The following is a 14701-nucleotide window of genomic DNA, read 5'->3' on the forward strand; positions in this document are numbered from 1 at the left end:
ATTAAATTACGCATGCTCTTTTTTATGTTAAAACTGCAGCAAATGAGAAATAAAATAGAAAACCTGCTGCTCGTTTAGAGAAGCAGGTTTTCTATTACTAATTCTTCTTTATTCCGCAATTAAAGCTTTCTTTCAGAAATTCAGCATCAACAACACTGCTTTTGAGATCTAACATTCACATACTATTGCTCATTCCCCCTTTTCATCTTCATTTAGTTTTGTTTCATCCATTTCCTTTTTTTGTTCTTCTATCATTGTGTCCAGCCATTGGGGCGGCTTACCGTCTTGGCTTTCATTGTATACTTCTGATATATCTTTTTCTTCCAAAGAGGATAAGATGTCCTGAATGTCATTTTGGTTGCCTAAAATATTGCCAAATCCTTGACTCACTTTTTTATGACTTCTGAAGTTTGTCGGAAAATTATTGCCAAAATTCACAGCTGAAGCATCTTCAATTGTGCCAATGTGGATGTCACCTATGCTAAAAGCTGATTCTAGAGCTTGATCAGGCTCCCCCATTTCTTCCGTATGGGTTAGTGTATAAGGGACACTTCTTTCATTAATTTTAACTGATATTTCAGAAGGACCCTTTTCTTTATTATTCTGACTACCCGATTTTCGACTGACATCAGATTCATTTGTTGTTTTTTTACCTTTCTTTCCCGGCGCTTGATATTGATTCGTTTGCGAAGGAAAAGTATTACCAATATTCAAAGTTCCACTAAGTTCCTTTACATCAATGTGCTCTAAATAATAAGACAGTTCGTCCAAGTTTAGTGTTTGAACGTTCTTTATATCTAAATGAAAAGAATGGACCGTTTTTTTTGAAAGTTCATTCATGTTTTTTTCTAAATCTGTAAGCCTTTTTTCAATGTTTTGGAGTATATTCAGCACCTTTTCATCCATAGAGTTTGACCCCTTATTTGATTTAACACTTTTAGCCCATCTACAACATACAATAGTGTATTAGATGACTTCTATTAATGTCTCATATGTATCGGGAGGAATTATGAAAATACATCTTCGTTCTCCTCAGATCGTTTTTGATGATCTCACCGTAAATGCGGTTAAAAACAACGCAGGAGTTTTTATAGGGAAGAATGTGCAACAAAATTGGGAAACTACGATCAGCAGCAGTAATTCAGGTTTTGGTACAATTTTGGGAGATGATAATCAACTATCCTATAACACACATCTTGTTCTTGGTGAAGATGATGTAAATGATTCTTTTGAACAGGTCAGAAAGGAGGATTGACTCTACGTTTTTATTCATCATTCTTTTTAGGGATTTTCGCAATGGTGGTATTATTTAAAATTTTATTAGAATTACCAACTACTTTTCCGAAACCATCAGAAATTCGACTTTTATGATTCCACTTATATTGAATATTAACGCCGTAAAATAGGCCTGAACTATTTTGAATTTTGTTTACTTTAATCGAATGATAGTGAATATTAGCCATAGACAACACCTCACAGACAGAAGTTTGCTTCATCTGATTCAATATAAAACTGAAAATACATTATCTTATGTTTAAATTCTTATCTATTTACCTCAAATTGAATGTCACTTTAACCATTTGAGCTTTTACGTCTTTTCTATGATACTTACTCCGTTTACGATAAAAGTATTCCTGTCATTACCTTTTAGTCTATGTTAATAGCTGCGATTACACCCTAAAATAAGCTAGCAAAAAACCATCTGTATAAAAGATGGTTTAACTCTATTACTAATCTATTCTCGCCACTCTAACAGAATAATTAATAGAGTGCTTAAACGGGTATTTGCGGAACCCGTTTTTCCTCATTTAACTTTGTGTAACAGGGGCGTTGTTGACATCTATATTTTCAGAAAAATAGGAATCAACGACGTCATTATCGTTAATGATATTTACAATTTGAGAGGCAAAGTTGTTATAGCCGATTATTTCACCAAACCCCGTATTACTTTTCCAATTTACTTGCCAATCTGATTGAGTATTTTCCCCTGTGAAAATACCAGAATTAGTAGAAATATACGTAACATTAAGATTAGTAAATTTTATAATCAACTTTTTCAACTTCTTTCGTCTTCTGTTTTCCTAGAACTGAGAAACTGGTTGAGGATTAATATTTTCCGGCTGGGTAATTGGCGTGTCACAAACATCCTGATCATTAATGATATTCGTACTGCCCAATATAGCTGAATTTACAGCAAATCCGTTTCCTAAGTTAAATTTACCTTGGGAATTCCAATCTGGCTGGCTATTTTGTCCCGAAGCAATTACTGAATTGGAAACCATGCTCACCACATTTATTTGGTTAAAAATGACGGAAACAGGCATTAGTCCATTCCTCCGTTTTTTAAAAATTTTAATGTAGTATATGCGTTCTTTTAAAGGATGGTTCAATCGATTTTCTGCAGTTACAAATGTTAGTCATTTCTACAGCCACTAATTTTAAATGTTCTTCTCATAAGCCGTTTTGCACTACCCCTAATTAGCAAGCGTGAAATGGGGAATTTCTCGATTATCTTGGCTAAAAAAAGTATTTAGTCATCGTTTCTTTTTTGTACACAGCTATGTTTTTCTCTTTAATTCGCATTTAGAACATAGTTTTACTAAAAAATAAAACACAATCTTTTAAGAGATTGTGTTTTATAGCTCTTTAATATATTCAATGACAGAGTCTGGAAATTCATTTCGACTTCCGCAATTTCCACAGTAAAATCCGCTATATTCGTCTGTCGCAACGTACTGTCTTAAAAGAAACAATGTTAACCTGTTTGGGAGACCGCATTCTGTGCAAAACGCCAAGTACTTGCTGCGCTGTCTGTTTGCTGACATACGTTTCATCCTTTCGATTAACTATAGAAAGCGTTTTCTTATTTATATGGAGCTTTCTTATCAGTTTATGACAGCAATTACGGCCTATCTCCAATTATTGTCGCGGCGAGAAGAGCGAAAAAAGCGCAGAATTAAATTAATGACAAGCACAATAGCCAAAATATTAATTAATAACCCAAAAATCCCGCCCAGTGCCCCCATATGACCAAGCAAACCTCCAAATAAAAGTCCTGCTAGCCCTCCATACAGAAGTCCACGGGCGAATCCCCCGCGGTTTGAACGAGTAACGCCTCGATTTACCGTTCCATTTCTGCGGTTTGAAAAATTAGACCTTGGCTCATTTTGTCTAACGCTTGGCTGTCTATTAAACGAACGCTTTCCCGAACGATACGACCTTGCATTTGCGTTATAGTCATCGTGATAGGAAATATATTCAGCTAAGGGAGATAAACTTAGCGAAAAGATTAATGCTACAGCGATCAGTATTTTTTTCATCTGTTTTTTCCTTTCTTGACCTAATAGTAACTGTTTATTATAGTGCGCTGTTTCATGCATATCATACGTTTTGGAACAAAAGGGCAATTCAGCTTCATACAAATTTTTTAATCGGGTATCATAACGTTATACTTTGTCCTAGAAAGGAGCGTGCATGTACATGATACGAAGAATTAGTATACTGCTTCTCACACTGTGCTTCTTATTTAATGGAGCCCTTCCTGCACTATGTAAAGCGGAACAAGTAAAAAATATAGCTGTGCGTGACCGTTTGCTTTATCAAGGTAATAACCACCTAAAGCAAACCGCCCTAACATTTGATGATGGACCGGATCCGCGCTTTACTCCACATGTATTGGACCAATTGAAAAAGCATGGTATTAAAGCAACCTTTTTTCTTATTGGGGCAAAAGCTCACGAACATCCTGAGCTGGTGAAAAGAATGGTAGCTGAAGGTCATGCTGTTGGGATTCATACCTATTGGCACCCCAATTTACTAAAAGAATCGACTGAAAAGTTTCACTGGGAAATTGCCAAAACTCAGGCTATTATTAAAAACATTACCGGTTTTGAAACACAGCTGTTTCGTCCTCCATATGGAAATTTAACGCAAGAAATGATCAGCGAGCTGCCAAATGAAAATGTCTATGCGATTAACTGGTCTTCTGATTCATTAGACTGGAAGCAAATCCCAGAAGCAGAAATCACCAAGAATGTATTTAAGAACATGCATGCCGGAACAATTGTTTTGATGCACGACGGAGGCCATTGGACCATGGACCTTTCCAACACCGCAAAGTCGCTGGATACCATCATTCCTAGACTTAAACAAGAAGGATATCATTTTGTGACCGTCCCAGAACTTTTGCACATCCCTTATCCAAAAAATTAAGCTCCAACGAGTTTCTGATTTAGAAACTCGTTGGAGCTTTACGATTTCCCTTAATAGAAAGTAAATATGCCCCTCCTACAAAAAGAGCGTGTCAAAAGATCTAATTCAAATCCATCTTAAAACTCAAACATATGCCTTATTTCTTCAAAACGTTATCATACTAAAGATACAAAATGAGGCATTCTTTTTTTGTTCCATCGCTCTACAATAGAGGGAATTTACGGATAACCTCTAAAATAGGTTTTAAGTTGCATGATTAGGAGTAAATATTATACTATAACTACTCTCATATTTTTAGACAAGCTGCATATAGATAAAATGAGAGAGTCGAACGCATTCCACATATCCCTAAATTTCTTCTTCTCACAAAAAAATTGACGAACTTTTTTTGTCAACAGGTGCGTATAGATATGATAGAATTCCTATATAATGACCTGGATTCATTTCTAAACAAGGAGTTTTGACTATGATTAATGAACAAGAGACGTTGTTATTTATTAAAGAACTTGGCCGCTTGTTGAAAGACTATCAAAACTGTTCAAACGCCTCTGTAAAAAGTGAAATATATAAAGATATCGTGTTGTTGAGCAATGTTATCCAGTTAGATCACGTGAACGTTTCTTACGCTTAGAAAATCCTTTTTATTTCTTTATAAATTTCAGTTTTTCTACTATAACTACAGAAAAGGAAGAAAAGAGACGATTTCCATCCATCTCTTTTCTTCCTTTTCTCGTTCTCATATTTTTATGGTTATTTAGAACATAGTTTTATTAAAATTTCTATAGAGTTTTTCGAGTGTCTTCGGTCCAACTATTCCATCTACCTGCAGATAAAGTGCTTGTTGAAAAGCTTTTACCGCTTTGAGAGTGGAAGACCCGAATATACCGTCTGCTCCTCCAGAAAGAGAATAACCTAAGTGAATAAGCATACGTTGAATTAACTGTACATGATTTCCTCGACCTCCGTATTCAATTAGCACTCTTGAAGCCTTTTCCGTCTGTTTCTCAGGTTTTTTTCCACTTCGAAGCTCCGACAAAGATAAACCGAATGTATATTGAAAATGAGGGTAATCTTTTAAGCTTGTCCAATCTCCTCCCCATTCCAACCCGATCCTTTTTCCTATCTCTCCCGCTTTTTTCCATCTTCGATCAATGGTCCAGTCAACTTCTCCGTTGTCATCAAGCAGCGCAATATCAAAAGCTAGTCCATAATTATGATAAGAATAGCCGCCTTTAGCATTAGTCACGATACTTCCTGGTGTTGCTCGGCCTTTTGAATATAGTTTATGCTGCTGCTCTATCGATCTAAATCCTTCAGTTATCACAACAAATATGCTTTCTTTATATGCTTGCCTAATGAGCTCGTACGATTTTTCTTGCACTATTTCATGTACATTCTGCAACTTATTTTCTGCTTTTTTTAACAGCTTGTCTAATGATAAACCGCTCATACTCCCCACTCCTTAACTAGATGGCTTCTCCTTATATATACGTATAAGACGAACTCTAAGGGAGGCATCCAGTATCAGTTTATGCGGGAAGTAGTTAAATGGTGCAACAGTGCCTGCTGTGTAGAGCTGCTGTTATTTCAGCACCCAGTGGCTGATAGCCTTCGCTACTCCGTTATTGACATTTGTATCTGTCACCCAGTCCGCTGCTTCTTTTACAGCTTCCTGAGCATTTCCCATGGCGATTCCACAACCTGCCGCTTCAATCATAGCCATATCATTTAAGCTGTCTCCCATTGCAATGACTTCATCCATTGAAATGCCCAAACGTTCACATACCGTCATAATCCCTTTTGCTTTGTTAATACCAAGTGCATTAATTTCTAGATTCGTTAAACTAGAGTTGCTGATTTCAAAATCTGAAATGCCTGCTATTTGTTTCAGCACTTCTTCTCGTAAAGCATCATCTGGAATATCGTAGCCAAACTTCAGCCATTCCTGTGAAGCAATATCTTCTGGAAATTCATCTCTCCATACTTTATCCGTAGTCACAGCCCAAAAGTTAAGCTTATGCTCTTGCGTTAAATTCCACATCTTCTCGATGGAAGAAGCATCAATTAACTTTCGTTCTACAAGCTGTCCAGATTCATCCCAGATTTCGCTTCCGTTTACTGTAATAAGGTAAGAAGACAGCTGAAGAGACTGCGCATATTCACGGCATGTTAAAAGAGATCGCCCCGTGCTTAGCACCACATGAACACCTTGTTCTTGAGCTTTAGCAATGGCCTCACGATTTTCTTTAGAAATTTCCTGCTGATTGTTCAGCAGCGTTCCATCCATATCTAGTGCAATCAGTTTAAATTCTTTTTTTTCATTTGTTGGCATCTTTCTCTCTCCTTCTTATGAATAGTAGATATAACATTACGCTGAACATTTGGCTTACACTATGTAACTCTTACTACAACTGTAGCACAGGAGCATTTCCCTCTGCATCAGATAAATGCTGAAATGGTCAATTATTCTACGGGGAATAATTGAAGGAAAATAAAATAGCTTTGCCGTAATTTATATTTAACGCTTTTTATTTTTATTTATTTCAACTAGAATGTTGGTAAAAGGATGTGAATATTATGAATACTATTATTTCACCACGCGAATTACATACTGCATTGCAACAACCCCAACAATCCATTATTTTGCTTGACTGCCGATTTACCCTTGGAAAGCCTGAGGCAGGCTCAGATGCTTATCAAAATGAGCACCTCCCGGATGCTCATTATTTGGATTTAGAAAAAGATTTGTCCTCTGTGGCTACTTCCCACGGAGGCAGACACCCGCTGCCCGATGTTCAAAAGCTAGCTCAAAAGCTCGGCAGCTTAGGAATTAATGCTGATTCCAGAGTCGTCGTTTATGATGAACAAAATGGGATGATGGCTTCAAGAGCATGGTGGCTACTGCGATATATAGGAATTGAATACGTACAAATTTTAAATGGAGGTTTTACTAACTGGAAACAATCGGGATATGAAACAACTAAGAGCGTTCCAGCAGCTTCTCCTCAAACTTTTGTACCTTTCGTTCAACAAGATTGGGGACTTGCAGGAGTTGAATACGTAAAAGAGAATCTTCATAACCCTAATGTTGTTCTTGTCGACTCTCGTGAAAAAAAGAGATATCTCGGCTTAGAAGAACCCATTGATTTTGTAGCAGGACATATTCCAGGCGCCATTCATTCTTTTTGGCAAGATGTGTTAACTTCAGAAGGTTTATGGAAAACAGATAAAGAGTGGAAGGAGATGTTTTCTGCTATTGATTCTCACGCTGAAATCATTGTATACTGCGGATCGGGTGTATCTGCTTGCCCTAACGTTTTAGCTTTAAAATCAGCAGGTTTTCCAAATGTAAAATTATATGCCGGCAGCTGGAGCGATTGGATTAGCTATCGTGACAATCCAATCGAGAAAAACAGATAGACAAAGAAGGCTCAGTCTCACCAAAAGTATAGGGACTGAACCTTCTTTTTTTGTATTCTTCTTATTAGCCGCATGTTATTTGCTGAGCCTTAACATAAAATCATGAAGCCGCTCTAAGGTAAGCAAATTTTGATTACATGCTTCGCTATCTTGACAAATATAATTTCCTCGTTGTGTAAATGTCCCTTGAACAGTTCCTTTGATTTCAGCAGTGAACATACCGACTTCCTCGTAGCTGTGGCAAAGCGTGCATATTCCTTTCTGATTGATAGGCTTAAACGTTCCTTGAATACCTTTTAACTTCTGGGTATACGGCTCCTGCGCTACGATAAACTTTCTGTTTGAGCCTTTATCGATCCAGCTAACATAGGAAATGCTCGTTATATCAATGCTATCAGCAGAAGGGACTTTTAACTTTTTCACTTTTGGAAACAACTTTTTTACGCCAGCTTCTGTAAAAGATTTAAATGGAATCACGTAAGGCTTTATCGTTTCTAAAAACACCTCTGCTTGCTCCTTATTTCTAACTTCAGCAACTGACAGCAGTAATTCTTCCTGTTCCTCGCTAAGAACATCAAACACATTTAATACTTTTTCTTTTGCAAGAGCTTTTAAAGCCTGCAGCACATCAGAATTGTTTACTGTTCCATGCCCATTGATAAGGATTTGCGTTTGGCTTTTGATAAAGTTATATTGATCATTTCTTATAAACGCTTCCACGTTCTTCACTCCTTCTTCATTTAATCAGCTACTTTTTACTTTACCGTACAGATTCCTTTTATGAAATGTAAAAAATAAATCAGAAATAAACTATACCTAAAAAAGCGCGGGCATTCAGTTGCCAGCGCTTGATTTCTACCGTTGCTTTTTATATACAATTTTTTTGATGGTTTCGGTTGATAAAAAGTATTCACGGGCTAGTTCCTCAATTGAAGTTCCTTTTTCAAAGAAATTCTTAATCCGTTCGTTTCGCTCGTCAATCAACTTTCTTCCACCAGAGCAAGTTCCCCATTTTCTTTTTGCCTTCTGCGGCTTTGGAATATAAATGGTTTCTCCTTGAATATATTTTTGAATTTCACTAATCAGCTCTTCAGGTAAAACATTTGTTGCTTTTACATACGTCATTTCTGCCAGCTCCTTATGTGGTTTTGCTTATACAATAAGGGGCAAAGCCGTATATATTAGAAATGAGATATGCGCGGTTAGGCGATGTCTATTACTAAACCGTCCACCCCATGCAAAGTATCGCCTTTCTAATATCAGGCTTTGCATGAGACGCTGCAGTATCCGGTAAACATCTTTTATTTACCATTTATTACACCTCCACTTTACATCGACTGTAAACCAAACTTGTATAAAATTACAATTATTGGCTCAGATTTTATTATAAGCTATCTATAATCTTGCACACAACACCTTCTTACTTATAAAGATGACACCAAAAATAAAACGAACTTGCAGTGAGCTCGTTGTTCTCCCTGCAGGTTCGTTTTATTTTTGTTATGAACGCTTCTGCTTTTTGTTAGCTGAACTGCTTTGAACACCTTGTTCAGAAGTGGTCGTCCCTTGTCCTTCTACATTTGGTGAACCTAGCTCTGATTTTGAGCGGTCTTTTTTAATTTTACTCATGTCACTCACCTCCAATTTGTAGTGTACCCTTTGTACAGCTACATATAAGGAGAGGTGTGCTGTTTTTATTGTTTCTTGAGCATAAATAGCCATAGAAACGTTAAAGCTTGCTTTAATTCATTTGGGAGCTGTCCAATCAGCTTATCAGTAACATTTCGCTTGTATACACCTTCGCCATCGATTACTTCCCATCCATTTTCTTTTGCAAGCTGTTCAAACTCCCACGGCATCATCGTATTGCAAATGACGTGTTCACCATATAATCGTCGAAAGCTATTGGTACGAGGCTGAGCAGTTGGTCCAAGAATACCTACGCATGCATATCCTCCTGGTTTTACAACTCGGTACAATTCCTTCAAAGCTAATCGAGGATGCTCGGTCCATTCTAGGGCGTTGATTACCATAACCCCTTCTACTGATTCAGAAGAAAGCGGCAGCTTCATAATATCAGCTTGAGCGAACGACAAATTTTCACTTTTATGCAGCTGGGATGCTTTTTGAATCATTTCTTCCGATAAATCAAGACCGATTGCTTTATATCCAGAAGCAGCTAGAAGAGACGTTCCAAACCCATCACCGCAGCCCACGTCTGCCACCATACCACCTGATTTAAGATATTTTTGAATAAATGGAATCACTGTTTTCCGACTTCCGTTTTTCCACATTTCTTCACTTCGGCTATTCCAAAATGATACTTTTTGGTTCCACTCGTCTTGAGCTTGATCATGCCAATTAAATGTTGTCATTTTTTATCCCCTTTGTACTCTTTTCTTTACCTTATCACTTTTTGCAATGAATAAAAACGACTATTTCAGCAACCATATAGATGTAAAGGAAGGTGTTTATTTGTATGAAAGAACGTTTCGTTGCAGTACGTAAAAATGCAGACGGTGACCTCTTAGAATTCCAAACAGCTTCAGGAGACGTTTTAACCTATGAAGAAGCCTTAAAGAAAGTAGAAGCAGGGGACGTTGAGCATGTGAGTACCTTTGTAGGGAAAGATGGCGGTACGTATATTCGCAGCATTCCTGATCATGACAAAACAAATAATCTCGATGCATTGCCATCGTTTTAAAGGAGAATGAAGATGACTAAAAAGAATAACAAAGGAAGCGCTAATCAAAGTAATCCAAAAACGCAGCACCATCTTGTAGAAATGGGTGAAGAAATTTCAAGCGGGGATAATTCAAAAGGAAACAAACGCAACAAAGATCAGTCAAGTAAAACACAATAAAAAAAGCCGTGCTTCTTAGCACGGCTTTTTCTTATTAATGTTGGCTAGGAAGACCTAATGTTGAAAAATCTCCTGTTGCTACGCTTGTTCCAACTGACGCAACACCTGCTACTAATGTAAACGCTAATGCCATACCGACTAATACTTTTTTCATAATTATTTCCTCCTCTTTCTTTGATTTGACTCTAGTGTATCACAGGATAAAAGTAGATGAATTCCTTTCTATCAGCATTTATCCCCTTAAAATCACGGATTTCCTCCATTTTGATAGAAATTTCTCAAAAATTATAATGATAGGAATATTTTAAACAAATAGAGCTTCAAGTTCTTTTTCTACTAGCTTGACGAATCGCTCATTTCGTTGCAGGGTGAAAATGGTCATAGACTTTTCCATATATTCTTTACCTTGTTCAATTTTACCTAATTTGATTAAGCTCTCTCCTGCTTGGTAATGAAGTTCTCCAAATAAATACATTGATTCATTACTAATGCACAAATCGATTCCTCGGTTGCTATATATTAATGATTCATCATAGTTACTCATATCTCCAAGCGTTTTGGCAAGTGCATTTAAAATTCTAATTTTTATATTTTCGTCTTTTGTTTGGGGCAGCTCATTTAAGCTTTTGAGTGCTGTTTGATATGTATCTAGAGCCTGTTCATACTCTTTCTCTTCATAAAGAATAATCCCAATGCTATTTAAAATTTCAATTTCTCTTTCCTTATAAAATGTTGCCGATTGCTTAGTAAGATCGATCGCTTGGTACATTTTAGACAGCGCATCTTCTTTGTTGTGATGAATGTAATACACGCAAATACCTTCGTGCCACATTAAAAATTGCTTGTTCAGCGGGTTTTGAAACAGGGGACTTTCTTTTTCTTTTACAATGATATTATGAATAGCATCATAATCTCTCTGACGAATATATTGACGAATTAACGATTGAACCGCATCTACGTAATCAAGTCGAGGTGATTCTACACTATCAAAAAAGTAGTTAACATCTACGCCAAGGCGCTTAGAAATTTTATAGAGGGTAATGCTTGATGGATATTCTTCACCGTTTTCAATTTTGCTGATTTGCGCTTGTGTACAAATGTCTCTTGATAATTCTTGTTGTGTCAACCCTGCCATTTTGCGAAGGTCTCTCATAACACTCCCAATTCTATACTCTCTCATCTCTTTTCTCACCCTTACTTTCACATAATATATTCTCTCTATAAACATATAGTGATTTTATTTAGATAGTCAACTGTAAACTCGTTAAAAATTTATACAATGTTTCGAAATTGACCATTCCCTATAATAGCAAATTAATCTATAATAGTAAAATAGTGTATTATTTCTCTTCTCTAAAAAATCCTGCAAAAAAATAATATTGAGACATAACGAAATCAATCCAGTCTACAGACGAACAAATAGGATGAATAAGCTAATATAGATCACTTGTTACACGGCTAAAAGCACCTGCATACATGAAACCTATGTTCACCATAACAGCAAAAAATCCGAACGATTTATCGTTCGGATCTTCCTTCACCTAACATATTTTTGTTCCATCCTCATTCACATTTTTATTTATAAACAGGATATCCAACAAATTTAAAGTCTTTGCCGATTGACGTCACAGAAAGACGCTCCACGTCCACTGCGTCCCACATTTTCTCTACGCCTTTTCCTTCTAGGAAAGTAGGAGCTTCTTTTCCTCCTGAAAGCTTTGGAGCCATATACAGCACCAATTTATCAATTAAACGATTCTCTAAGAATGCGGCATTCACTTCGCCCCCTCCTTCAATTAAAAGAGACGACACAAATTTCTCACCTAGTATAGAAAGCATATCTTCAAGATTTACTTTGTCCTCACCGCTTGTAACAAATACTTCGACGCCTTGCTTTTCGAGCTGTTCTTTTTTTTCTTTTGAATAGCCCTGACTTGTAAATACCCACGTTGGAGCTAAAGAATCTGTTGCTAGCTTAGATTCAAGCGGCATGCGCAGCTTTGAATCCATCACAATACGAATTGGACTGCGGCCGCCTTCAATGCGAGTTGTCAGCTCGGGGTTGTCCTTAATGACCGTGTTCACCCCTACTAAGATACCCGCTGTTTCATGACGCAGCTGATGTACATCCAAACGAGCTTCCTCAGACGTAATCCACTTGCTGTGAGAAGAAGCAGTTGCTATTTTACCGTCTAACGTAATCGCTGACTTTAATGAAACAAACGGCTTCTTCGTTACAATATACTTATTGAAGACCTCATTCATTTGACGTGACTCTTCTTCACATACACCTGTTATGACCTCAATGCCTGCGTTTTCTAAAATTTTAACTCCATTACCTGCTACTAAAGGATTGGGGTCTAAAGTTGCTATGACCACTTTTTTTACACCGGCTTCAACTAGCGCTTCAGCACAAGGACCTGTACGTCCGTGGTGTGAACAAGGCTCTAGCGTTACGTAAGCAGTCGCTCCTTTTGCTTGTTCGCCAGCCATTCGCAGCGCATGAATTTCAGCGTGCGGCTCTCCCGCTTTTAAATGCGTACCGATTCCAACGATTCGATTATCGTTTACAATGACAGATCCTACAAGCGGATTTGGATCTGTTTGTCCTTTTGTTGCTTTTGCGTTTTGTAAAGCTATATTCATATAAAATTCGTGATTGATCAAAGAAGAACCTCCTCTTTTAAGTGTCCTGAACGTTTAACTTTAGTGTCTAGATACTTTTCATTAAACTGAGATACATCTCCCCAAAGTGGAACGCGCCCGGATAAAAGTGCGCCATTTTTCTCAAGCGCGATTAGCTTTTTCGGATTATTTGTAATCAGCGTAACAGGTTTTTGACGCAGCACTTTTAACACGCTGATGGCATCACTATAGCTGCGAGTATCATCTTCAAATCCTAACCCTTCATTCGCCTCTACCGTATCAAATCCGTTTTCTTGAAGAACGTATGCCATTGCTTTGCTGAATAGGCCAATGCCGCGTCCTTCATGATTTGCTAAATAAAATAGCGCTCCGCTTCCATTTTCGACGATCATTTTCATAGATTGTTTTAATTGAAAACCGCAGTCGCAGCGTTTGCTTCCGAATATATCTCCCGTATGGCAGATACTGTGCATACGAATTAGTGCCTCATGCGATTCTTGAAAATCTCCGTACACAAGAACACTCGATTGCTGCATGTCAGCTAAATTAGCTCCTTGCATTTTTTCAATAAGCTCTTCCGTACTTAAAGATCCTTCTTTTACATTATCAGAACGCAGCCATGAATACCAACTAAATACTTGTGTCTCTCCATCTAGATTCACCGGAAGCGTGATAGGTCCTACTATATAAATAAAATGATCATCATTTTTTACTACGTTAATTTTATCTTTTAAAATTGAAACAACTTTTTCGTTAATCACAGTCATTTCCTCCTCTTATGTGTCTTTCACTTATCTACTATTTTCACATTGTGTTCAATCTCTCACATGAACAAATATTTTTTCTAGCACTTCACTACATTTATCTTTTTTAATTGATGTATCAGCTTACTAAAAGTAAGTAACTTTACTTGCTTAAAGTATTATATGACGATACATTTATCTTGTAAAGCTTTTATGTTCTTTTTGTTACTTTTAGTAATTAACTTCTTTAATTATATAAATTATATAATCAAAACATAAAAGCGTAAAGTAATTTATGTTCTTTAAGTAATTAAATTACACAACACTAGATAAAATGCTGACTTTGTTTTATAATATAGGAAGAGAATGGAGGTAATAACATGGACGGTTTAGCACTCTGCCCACGTTTTGAAAAGGCTGTTACTATACTAACGAAACGTTGGACGAGTTTGATCATTTTTCAGCTACTTTCCGGCTCACAGCGGTTTTCTCAAATGCAAGAAGCACTTCCAGTAAGCGGAAGACTCTTATCCGAGCGCCTAAAAGAATTAGAGCATGAAGGAATCGTCATTCGTACGGTTATTCCGGAAACTCCTGTTCGAATCGAGTATTCGTTATCCGACAAAGGATTAGCACTAGCGCCGGTAATTCAGGAAATTCAGACATGGTCCAGTGAGTGGATTACAAAAGAAGAAGTGGAATAAAAGAAATCTCTAAAGAAATCAGGAGAGCTTCTATATCGATATGCTCACAGCCGTTTTCTTTAGAGCTCCATAAATAAAAAAGGCATGCTCCCCTTGAGCACGCCTTTTTTTAT

Annotated in this window: 22 protein-coding genes; 7 read left to right on the forward strand and 15 right to left on the reverse strand. The window is 37.1% G+C overall.

Going from position 1 to position 14701, the window contains the following annotated elements; genetic code table 11:
• Positions 1 to 189: 189 nt before the first annotated feature.
• Entirely contained in the window at positions 190 to 906 is a 717-nt protein-coding gene (locus AC4NPH_RS05270) for a hypothetical protein (protein ID WP_013056684.1), read from the reverse strand.
• Positions 907 to 1009: 103 nt separating this feature from the next.
• Between AC4NPH_RS05270 and AC4NPH_RS05275 the strand changes: the two genes are divergently transcribed.
• Complete coding sequence (locus AC4NPH_RS05275) at positions 1010 to 1255, forward strand: hypothetical protein (protein ID WP_025752024.1); 246 nt, start codon at positions 1010 to 1012, stop codon at positions 1253 to 1255.
• Positions 1256 to 1265: 10 nt separating this feature from the next.
• Here AC4NPH_RS05275 and AC4NPH_RS05280 read toward each other — a convergent pair whose 3' ends face one another.
• The 5 genes from AC4NPH_RS05280 to AC4NPH_RS05300 form a co-directional block, all read right to left on the reverse strand.
• Positions 1266 to 1463 carry a hypothetical protein gene (locus tag AC4NPH_RS05280; RefSeq protein ID WP_029321332.1) on the reverse strand — a complete coding sequence of 66 codons (198 nt, stop codon included), beginning with the start codon at positions 1461 to 1463 and terminating at the stop codon, positions 1266 to 1268.
• A 345-nt stretch (positions 1464 to 1808) separates the two neighbouring features.
• Entirely contained in the window at positions 1809 to 2060 is a 252-nt protein-coding gene (locus AC4NPH_RS05285; protein ID WP_034275938.1) for a hypothetical protein, read from the reverse strand.
• Positions 2061 to 2081: 21 nt separating this feature from the next.
• A complete protein-coding gene (locus AC4NPH_RS05290) occupies positions 2082 to 2324 on the reverse strand; it encodes a hypothetical protein (protein ID WP_029321328.1) in 243 nt (80 codons plus the stop codon).
• A gap of 312 nt (positions 2325 to 2636) precedes the next feature.
• Positions 2637 to 2825 carry a hypothetical protein gene (locus AC4NPH_RS05295; protein ID WP_013056683.1) on the reverse strand — a complete coding sequence of 63 codons (189 nt, stop codon included), beginning with the start codon at positions 2823 to 2825 and terminating at the stop codon, positions 2637 to 2639.
• A gap of 84 nt (positions 2826 to 2909) precedes the next feature.
• Positions 2910 to 3320 carry a hypothetical protein gene (locus tag AC4NPH_RS05300; RefSeq protein WP_097812403.1) on the reverse strand — a complete coding sequence of 137 codons (411 nt, stop codon included), beginning with the start codon at positions 3318 to 3320 and terminating at the stop codon, positions 2910 to 2912.
• A gap of 160 nt (positions 3321 to 3480) precedes the next feature.
• Here AC4NPH_RS05300 and AC4NPH_RS05305 point away from each other — a divergent pair, with 160 nt between their 5' ends.
• Together AC4NPH_RS05305 and AC4NPH_RS05310 are read left to right on the forward strand one after the other, a co-directional pair.
• Positions 3481 to 4212 (forward strand): polysaccharide deacetylase family protein, encoded by a 732-nt coding sequence (locus AC4NPH_RS05305; RefSeq protein ID WP_014460482.1) that lies wholly within the window; start codon positions 3481 to 3483, stop codon positions 4210 to 4212.
• 466 nt (positions 4213 to 4678) lie between these two features.
• A complete protein-coding gene (locus AC4NPH_RS05310; RefSeq protein ID WP_013056680.1) occupies positions 4679 to 4843 on the forward strand; it encodes a hypothetical protein in 165 nt (54 codons plus the stop codon).
• Between the two features lie 123 nt (positions 4844 to 4966).
• Here the strand turns inward: AC4NPH_RS05310 and AC4NPH_RS05315 are convergent, their stop codons facing one another.
• A complete protein-coding gene (locus AC4NPH_RS05315) occupies positions 4967 to 5662 on the reverse strand; it encodes a peptidoglycan-binding protein (RefSeq protein ID WP_013056679.1) in 696 nt (231 codons plus the stop codon).
• 132 nt (positions 5663 to 5794) lie between these two features.
• Positions 5795 to 6544, reverse strand: a complete 750-nt coding sequence (locus AC4NPH_RS05320; RefSeq protein ID WP_013056678.1) for a Cof-type HAD-IIB family hydrolase — start codon at positions 6542 to 6544, stop codon at positions 5795 to 5797.
• A 245-nt stretch (positions 6545 to 6789) separates the two neighbouring features.
• On the opposite strand from AC4NPH_RS05320, the gene AC4NPH_RS05325 reads away from it, so the two are divergent.
• On the forward strand, positions 6790 to 7632 hold the full coding sequence (locus AC4NPH_RS05325) for a sulfurtransferase (RefSeq protein WP_029321314.1): 843 nt from the start codon (positions 6790 to 6792) through the stop codon (positions 7630 to 7632).
• 75 nt (positions 7633 to 7707) lie between these two features.
• On the opposite strand, the gene AC4NPH_RS05330 is transcribed toward AC4NPH_RS05325, so the two are convergent.
• From AC4NPH_RS05330 to AC4NPH_RS05345, 4 genes are all read right to left on the reverse strand, one after another.
• Positions 7708 to 8352, reverse strand: a complete 645-nt coding sequence (locus AC4NPH_RS05330; RefSeq protein ID WP_097812405.1) for a FusB/FusC family EF-G-binding protein — start codon at positions 8350 to 8352, stop codon at positions 7708 to 7710.
• 135 nt (positions 8353 to 8487) lie between these two features.
• Complete coding sequence (locus AC4NPH_RS05335; protein WP_013056675.1) at positions 8488 to 8757, reverse strand: CD3324 family protein; 270 nt, start codon at positions 8755 to 8757, stop codon at positions 8488 to 8490.
• Between the two features lie 375 nt (positions 8758 to 9132).
• On the reverse strand, positions 9133 to 9261 hold the full coding sequence (locus tag AC4NPH_RS05340; protein ID WP_013056674.1) for a YuzL family protein: 129 nt from the start codon (positions 9259 to 9261) through the stop codon (positions 9133 to 9135).
• Positions 9262 to 9326: 65 nt separating this feature from the next.
• Positions 9327 to 10007, reverse strand: a complete 681-nt coding sequence (locus AC4NPH_RS05345) for a class I SAM-dependent methyltransferase (protein WP_097812406.1) — start codon at positions 10005 to 10007, stop codon at positions 9327 to 9329.
• Between the two features lie 104 nt (positions 10008 to 10111).
• Between AC4NPH_RS05345 and AC4NPH_RS05350 the strand changes: the two genes are divergently transcribed.
• Positions 10112 to 10336 (forward strand): DUF3892 domain-containing protein, encoded by a 225-nt coding sequence (locus AC4NPH_RS05350; RefSeq protein WP_013056672.1) that lies wholly within the window; start codon positions 10112 to 10114, stop codon positions 10334 to 10336.
• 12 nt (positions 10337 to 10348) lie between these two features.
• Positions 10349 to 10495, forward strand: a complete 147-nt coding sequence (locus AC4NPH_RS05355) for a hypothetical protein (protein ID WP_013056671.1) — start codon at positions 10349 to 10351, stop codon at positions 10493 to 10495.
• 304 nt (positions 10496 to 10799) lie between these two features.
• Here AC4NPH_RS05355 and AC4NPH_RS05360 read toward each other — a convergent pair whose 3' ends face one another.
• From AC4NPH_RS05360 to AC4NPH_RS05370, 3 genes are all read right to left on the reverse strand, one after another.
• Complete coding sequence (locus AC4NPH_RS05360; RefSeq protein WP_029321308.1) at positions 10800 to 11675, reverse strand: helix-turn-helix domain-containing protein; 876 nt, start codon at positions 11673 to 11675, stop codon at positions 10800 to 10802.
• Between the two features lie 395 nt (positions 11676 to 12070).
• On the reverse strand, positions 12071 to 13162 hold the full coding sequence (gene ribD / locus AC4NPH_RS05365) for a bifunctional diaminohydroxyphosphoribosylaminopyrimidine deaminase/5-amino-6-(5-phosphoribosylamino)uracil reductase RibD (RefSeq protein WP_013056668.1): 1092 nt from the start codon (positions 13160 to 13162) through the stop codon (positions 12071 to 12073).
• Positions 13159 to 13902, reverse strand: a complete 744-nt coding sequence (locus tag AC4NPH_RS05370; protein WP_013056667.1) for a GTP cyclohydrolase II — start codon at positions 13900 to 13902, stop codon at positions 13159 to 13161. Before AC4NPH_RS05370 ends, ribD begins: the two co-directional genes overlap by 4 nt.
• 362 nt (positions 13903 to 14264) lie before the next feature.
• Between AC4NPH_RS05370 and AC4NPH_RS05375 the strand changes: the two genes are divergently transcribed.
• On the forward strand, positions 14265 to 14588 hold the full coding sequence (locus AC4NPH_RS05375; protein ID WP_014460492.1) for a winged helix-turn-helix transcriptional regulator: 324 nt from the start codon (positions 14265 to 14267) through the stop codon (positions 14586 to 14588).
• Positions 14589 to 14701 lie beyond the last annotated feature (113 nt).

It is taken from the genome of Priestia sp. MDV22-iso46 (assembly GCF_058629175.1).

What these genes read in the sequence shown, in the direction of transcription:
- AC4NPH_RS05350 (WP_013056672.1), top strand. Translation starts at nt 10,112, where the DNA reads ATGAAAGAACGTTTCGTTGCAGTACGTAAAAATGCAGACGGTGACCTC.
- AC4NPH_RS05345 (WP_097812406.1), bottom strand. Translation starts at nt 10,007, where the DNA reads ATGACAACATTTAATTGGCATGATCAAGCTCAAGACGAGTGGAACCAA.
- AC4NPH_RS05355 (WP_013056671.1), top strand. Translation starts at nt 10,349, where the DNA reads ATGACTAAAAAGAATAACAAAGGAAGCGCTAATCAAAGTAATCCAAAA.
- AC4NPH_RS05270 (WP_013056684.1), bottom strand. Translation starts at nt 906, where the DNA reads ATGGATGAAAAGGTGCTGAATATACTCCAAAACATTGAAAAAAGGCTT.
- AC4NPH_RS05335 (WP_013056675.1), bottom strand. Translation starts at nt 8,757, where the DNA reads ATGACGTATGTAAAAGCAACAAATGTTTTACCTGAAGAGCTGATTAGT.
- AC4NPH_RS05300 (WP_097812403.1), bottom strand. Translation starts at nt 3,320, where the DNA reads ATGAAAAAAATACTGATCGCTGTAGCATTAATCTTTTCGCTAAGTTTA.
- AC4NPH_RS05295 (WP_013056683.1), bottom strand. Translation starts at nt 2,825, where the DNA reads ATGTCAGCAAACAGACAGCGCAGCAAGTACTTGGCGTTTTGCACAGAA.
- AC4NPH_RS05315 (WP_013056679.1), bottom strand. Translation starts at nt 5,662, where the DNA reads ATGAGCGGTTTATCATTAGACAAGCTGTTAAAAAAAGCAGAAAATAAG.
- AC4NPH_RS05375 (WP_014460492.1), top strand. Translation starts at nt 14,265, where the DNA reads ATGGACGGTTTAGCACTCTGCCCACGTTTTGAAAAGGCTGTTACTATA.
- AC4NPH_RS05305 (WP_014460482.1), top strand. Translation starts at nt 3,481, where the DNA reads ATGATACGAAGAATTAGTATACTGCTTCTCACACTGTGCTTCTTATTT.
- AC4NPH_RS05290 (WP_029321328.1), bottom strand. Translation starts at nt 2,324, where the DNA reads ATGCCTGTTTCCGTCATTTTTAACCAAATAAATGTGGTGAGCATGGTT.
- AC4NPH_RS05325 (WP_029321314.1), top strand. Translation starts at nt 6,790, where the DNA reads ATGAATACTATTATTTCACCACGCGAATTACATACTGCATTGCAACAA.
- AC4NPH_RS05320 (WP_013056678.1), bottom strand. Translation starts at nt 6,544, where the DNA reads ATGCCAACAAATGAAAAAAAAGAATTTAAACTGATTGCACTAGATATG.
- AC4NPH_RS05340 (WP_013056674.1), bottom strand. Translation starts at nt 9,261, where the DNA reads ATGAGTAAAATTAAAAAAGACCGCTCAAAATCAGAGCTAGGTTCACCA.
- AC4NPH_RS05280 (WP_029321332.1), bottom strand. Translation starts at nt 1,463, where the DNA reads ATGGCTAATATTCACTATCATTCGATTAAAGTAAACAAAATTCAAAAT.
- AC4NPH_RS05360 (WP_029321308.1), bottom strand. Translation starts at nt 11,675, where the DNA reads ATGAGAGAGTATAGAATTGGGAGTGTTATGAGAGACCTTCGCAAAATG.
- AC4NPH_RS05275 (WP_025752024.1), top strand. Translation starts at nt 1,010, where the DNA reads ATGAAAATACATCTTCGTTCTCCTCAGATCGTTTTTGATGATCTCACC.
- AC4NPH_RS05310 (WP_013056680.1), top strand. Translation starts at nt 4,679, where the DNA reads ATGATTAATGAACAAGAGACGTTGTTATTTATTAAAGAACTTGGCCGC.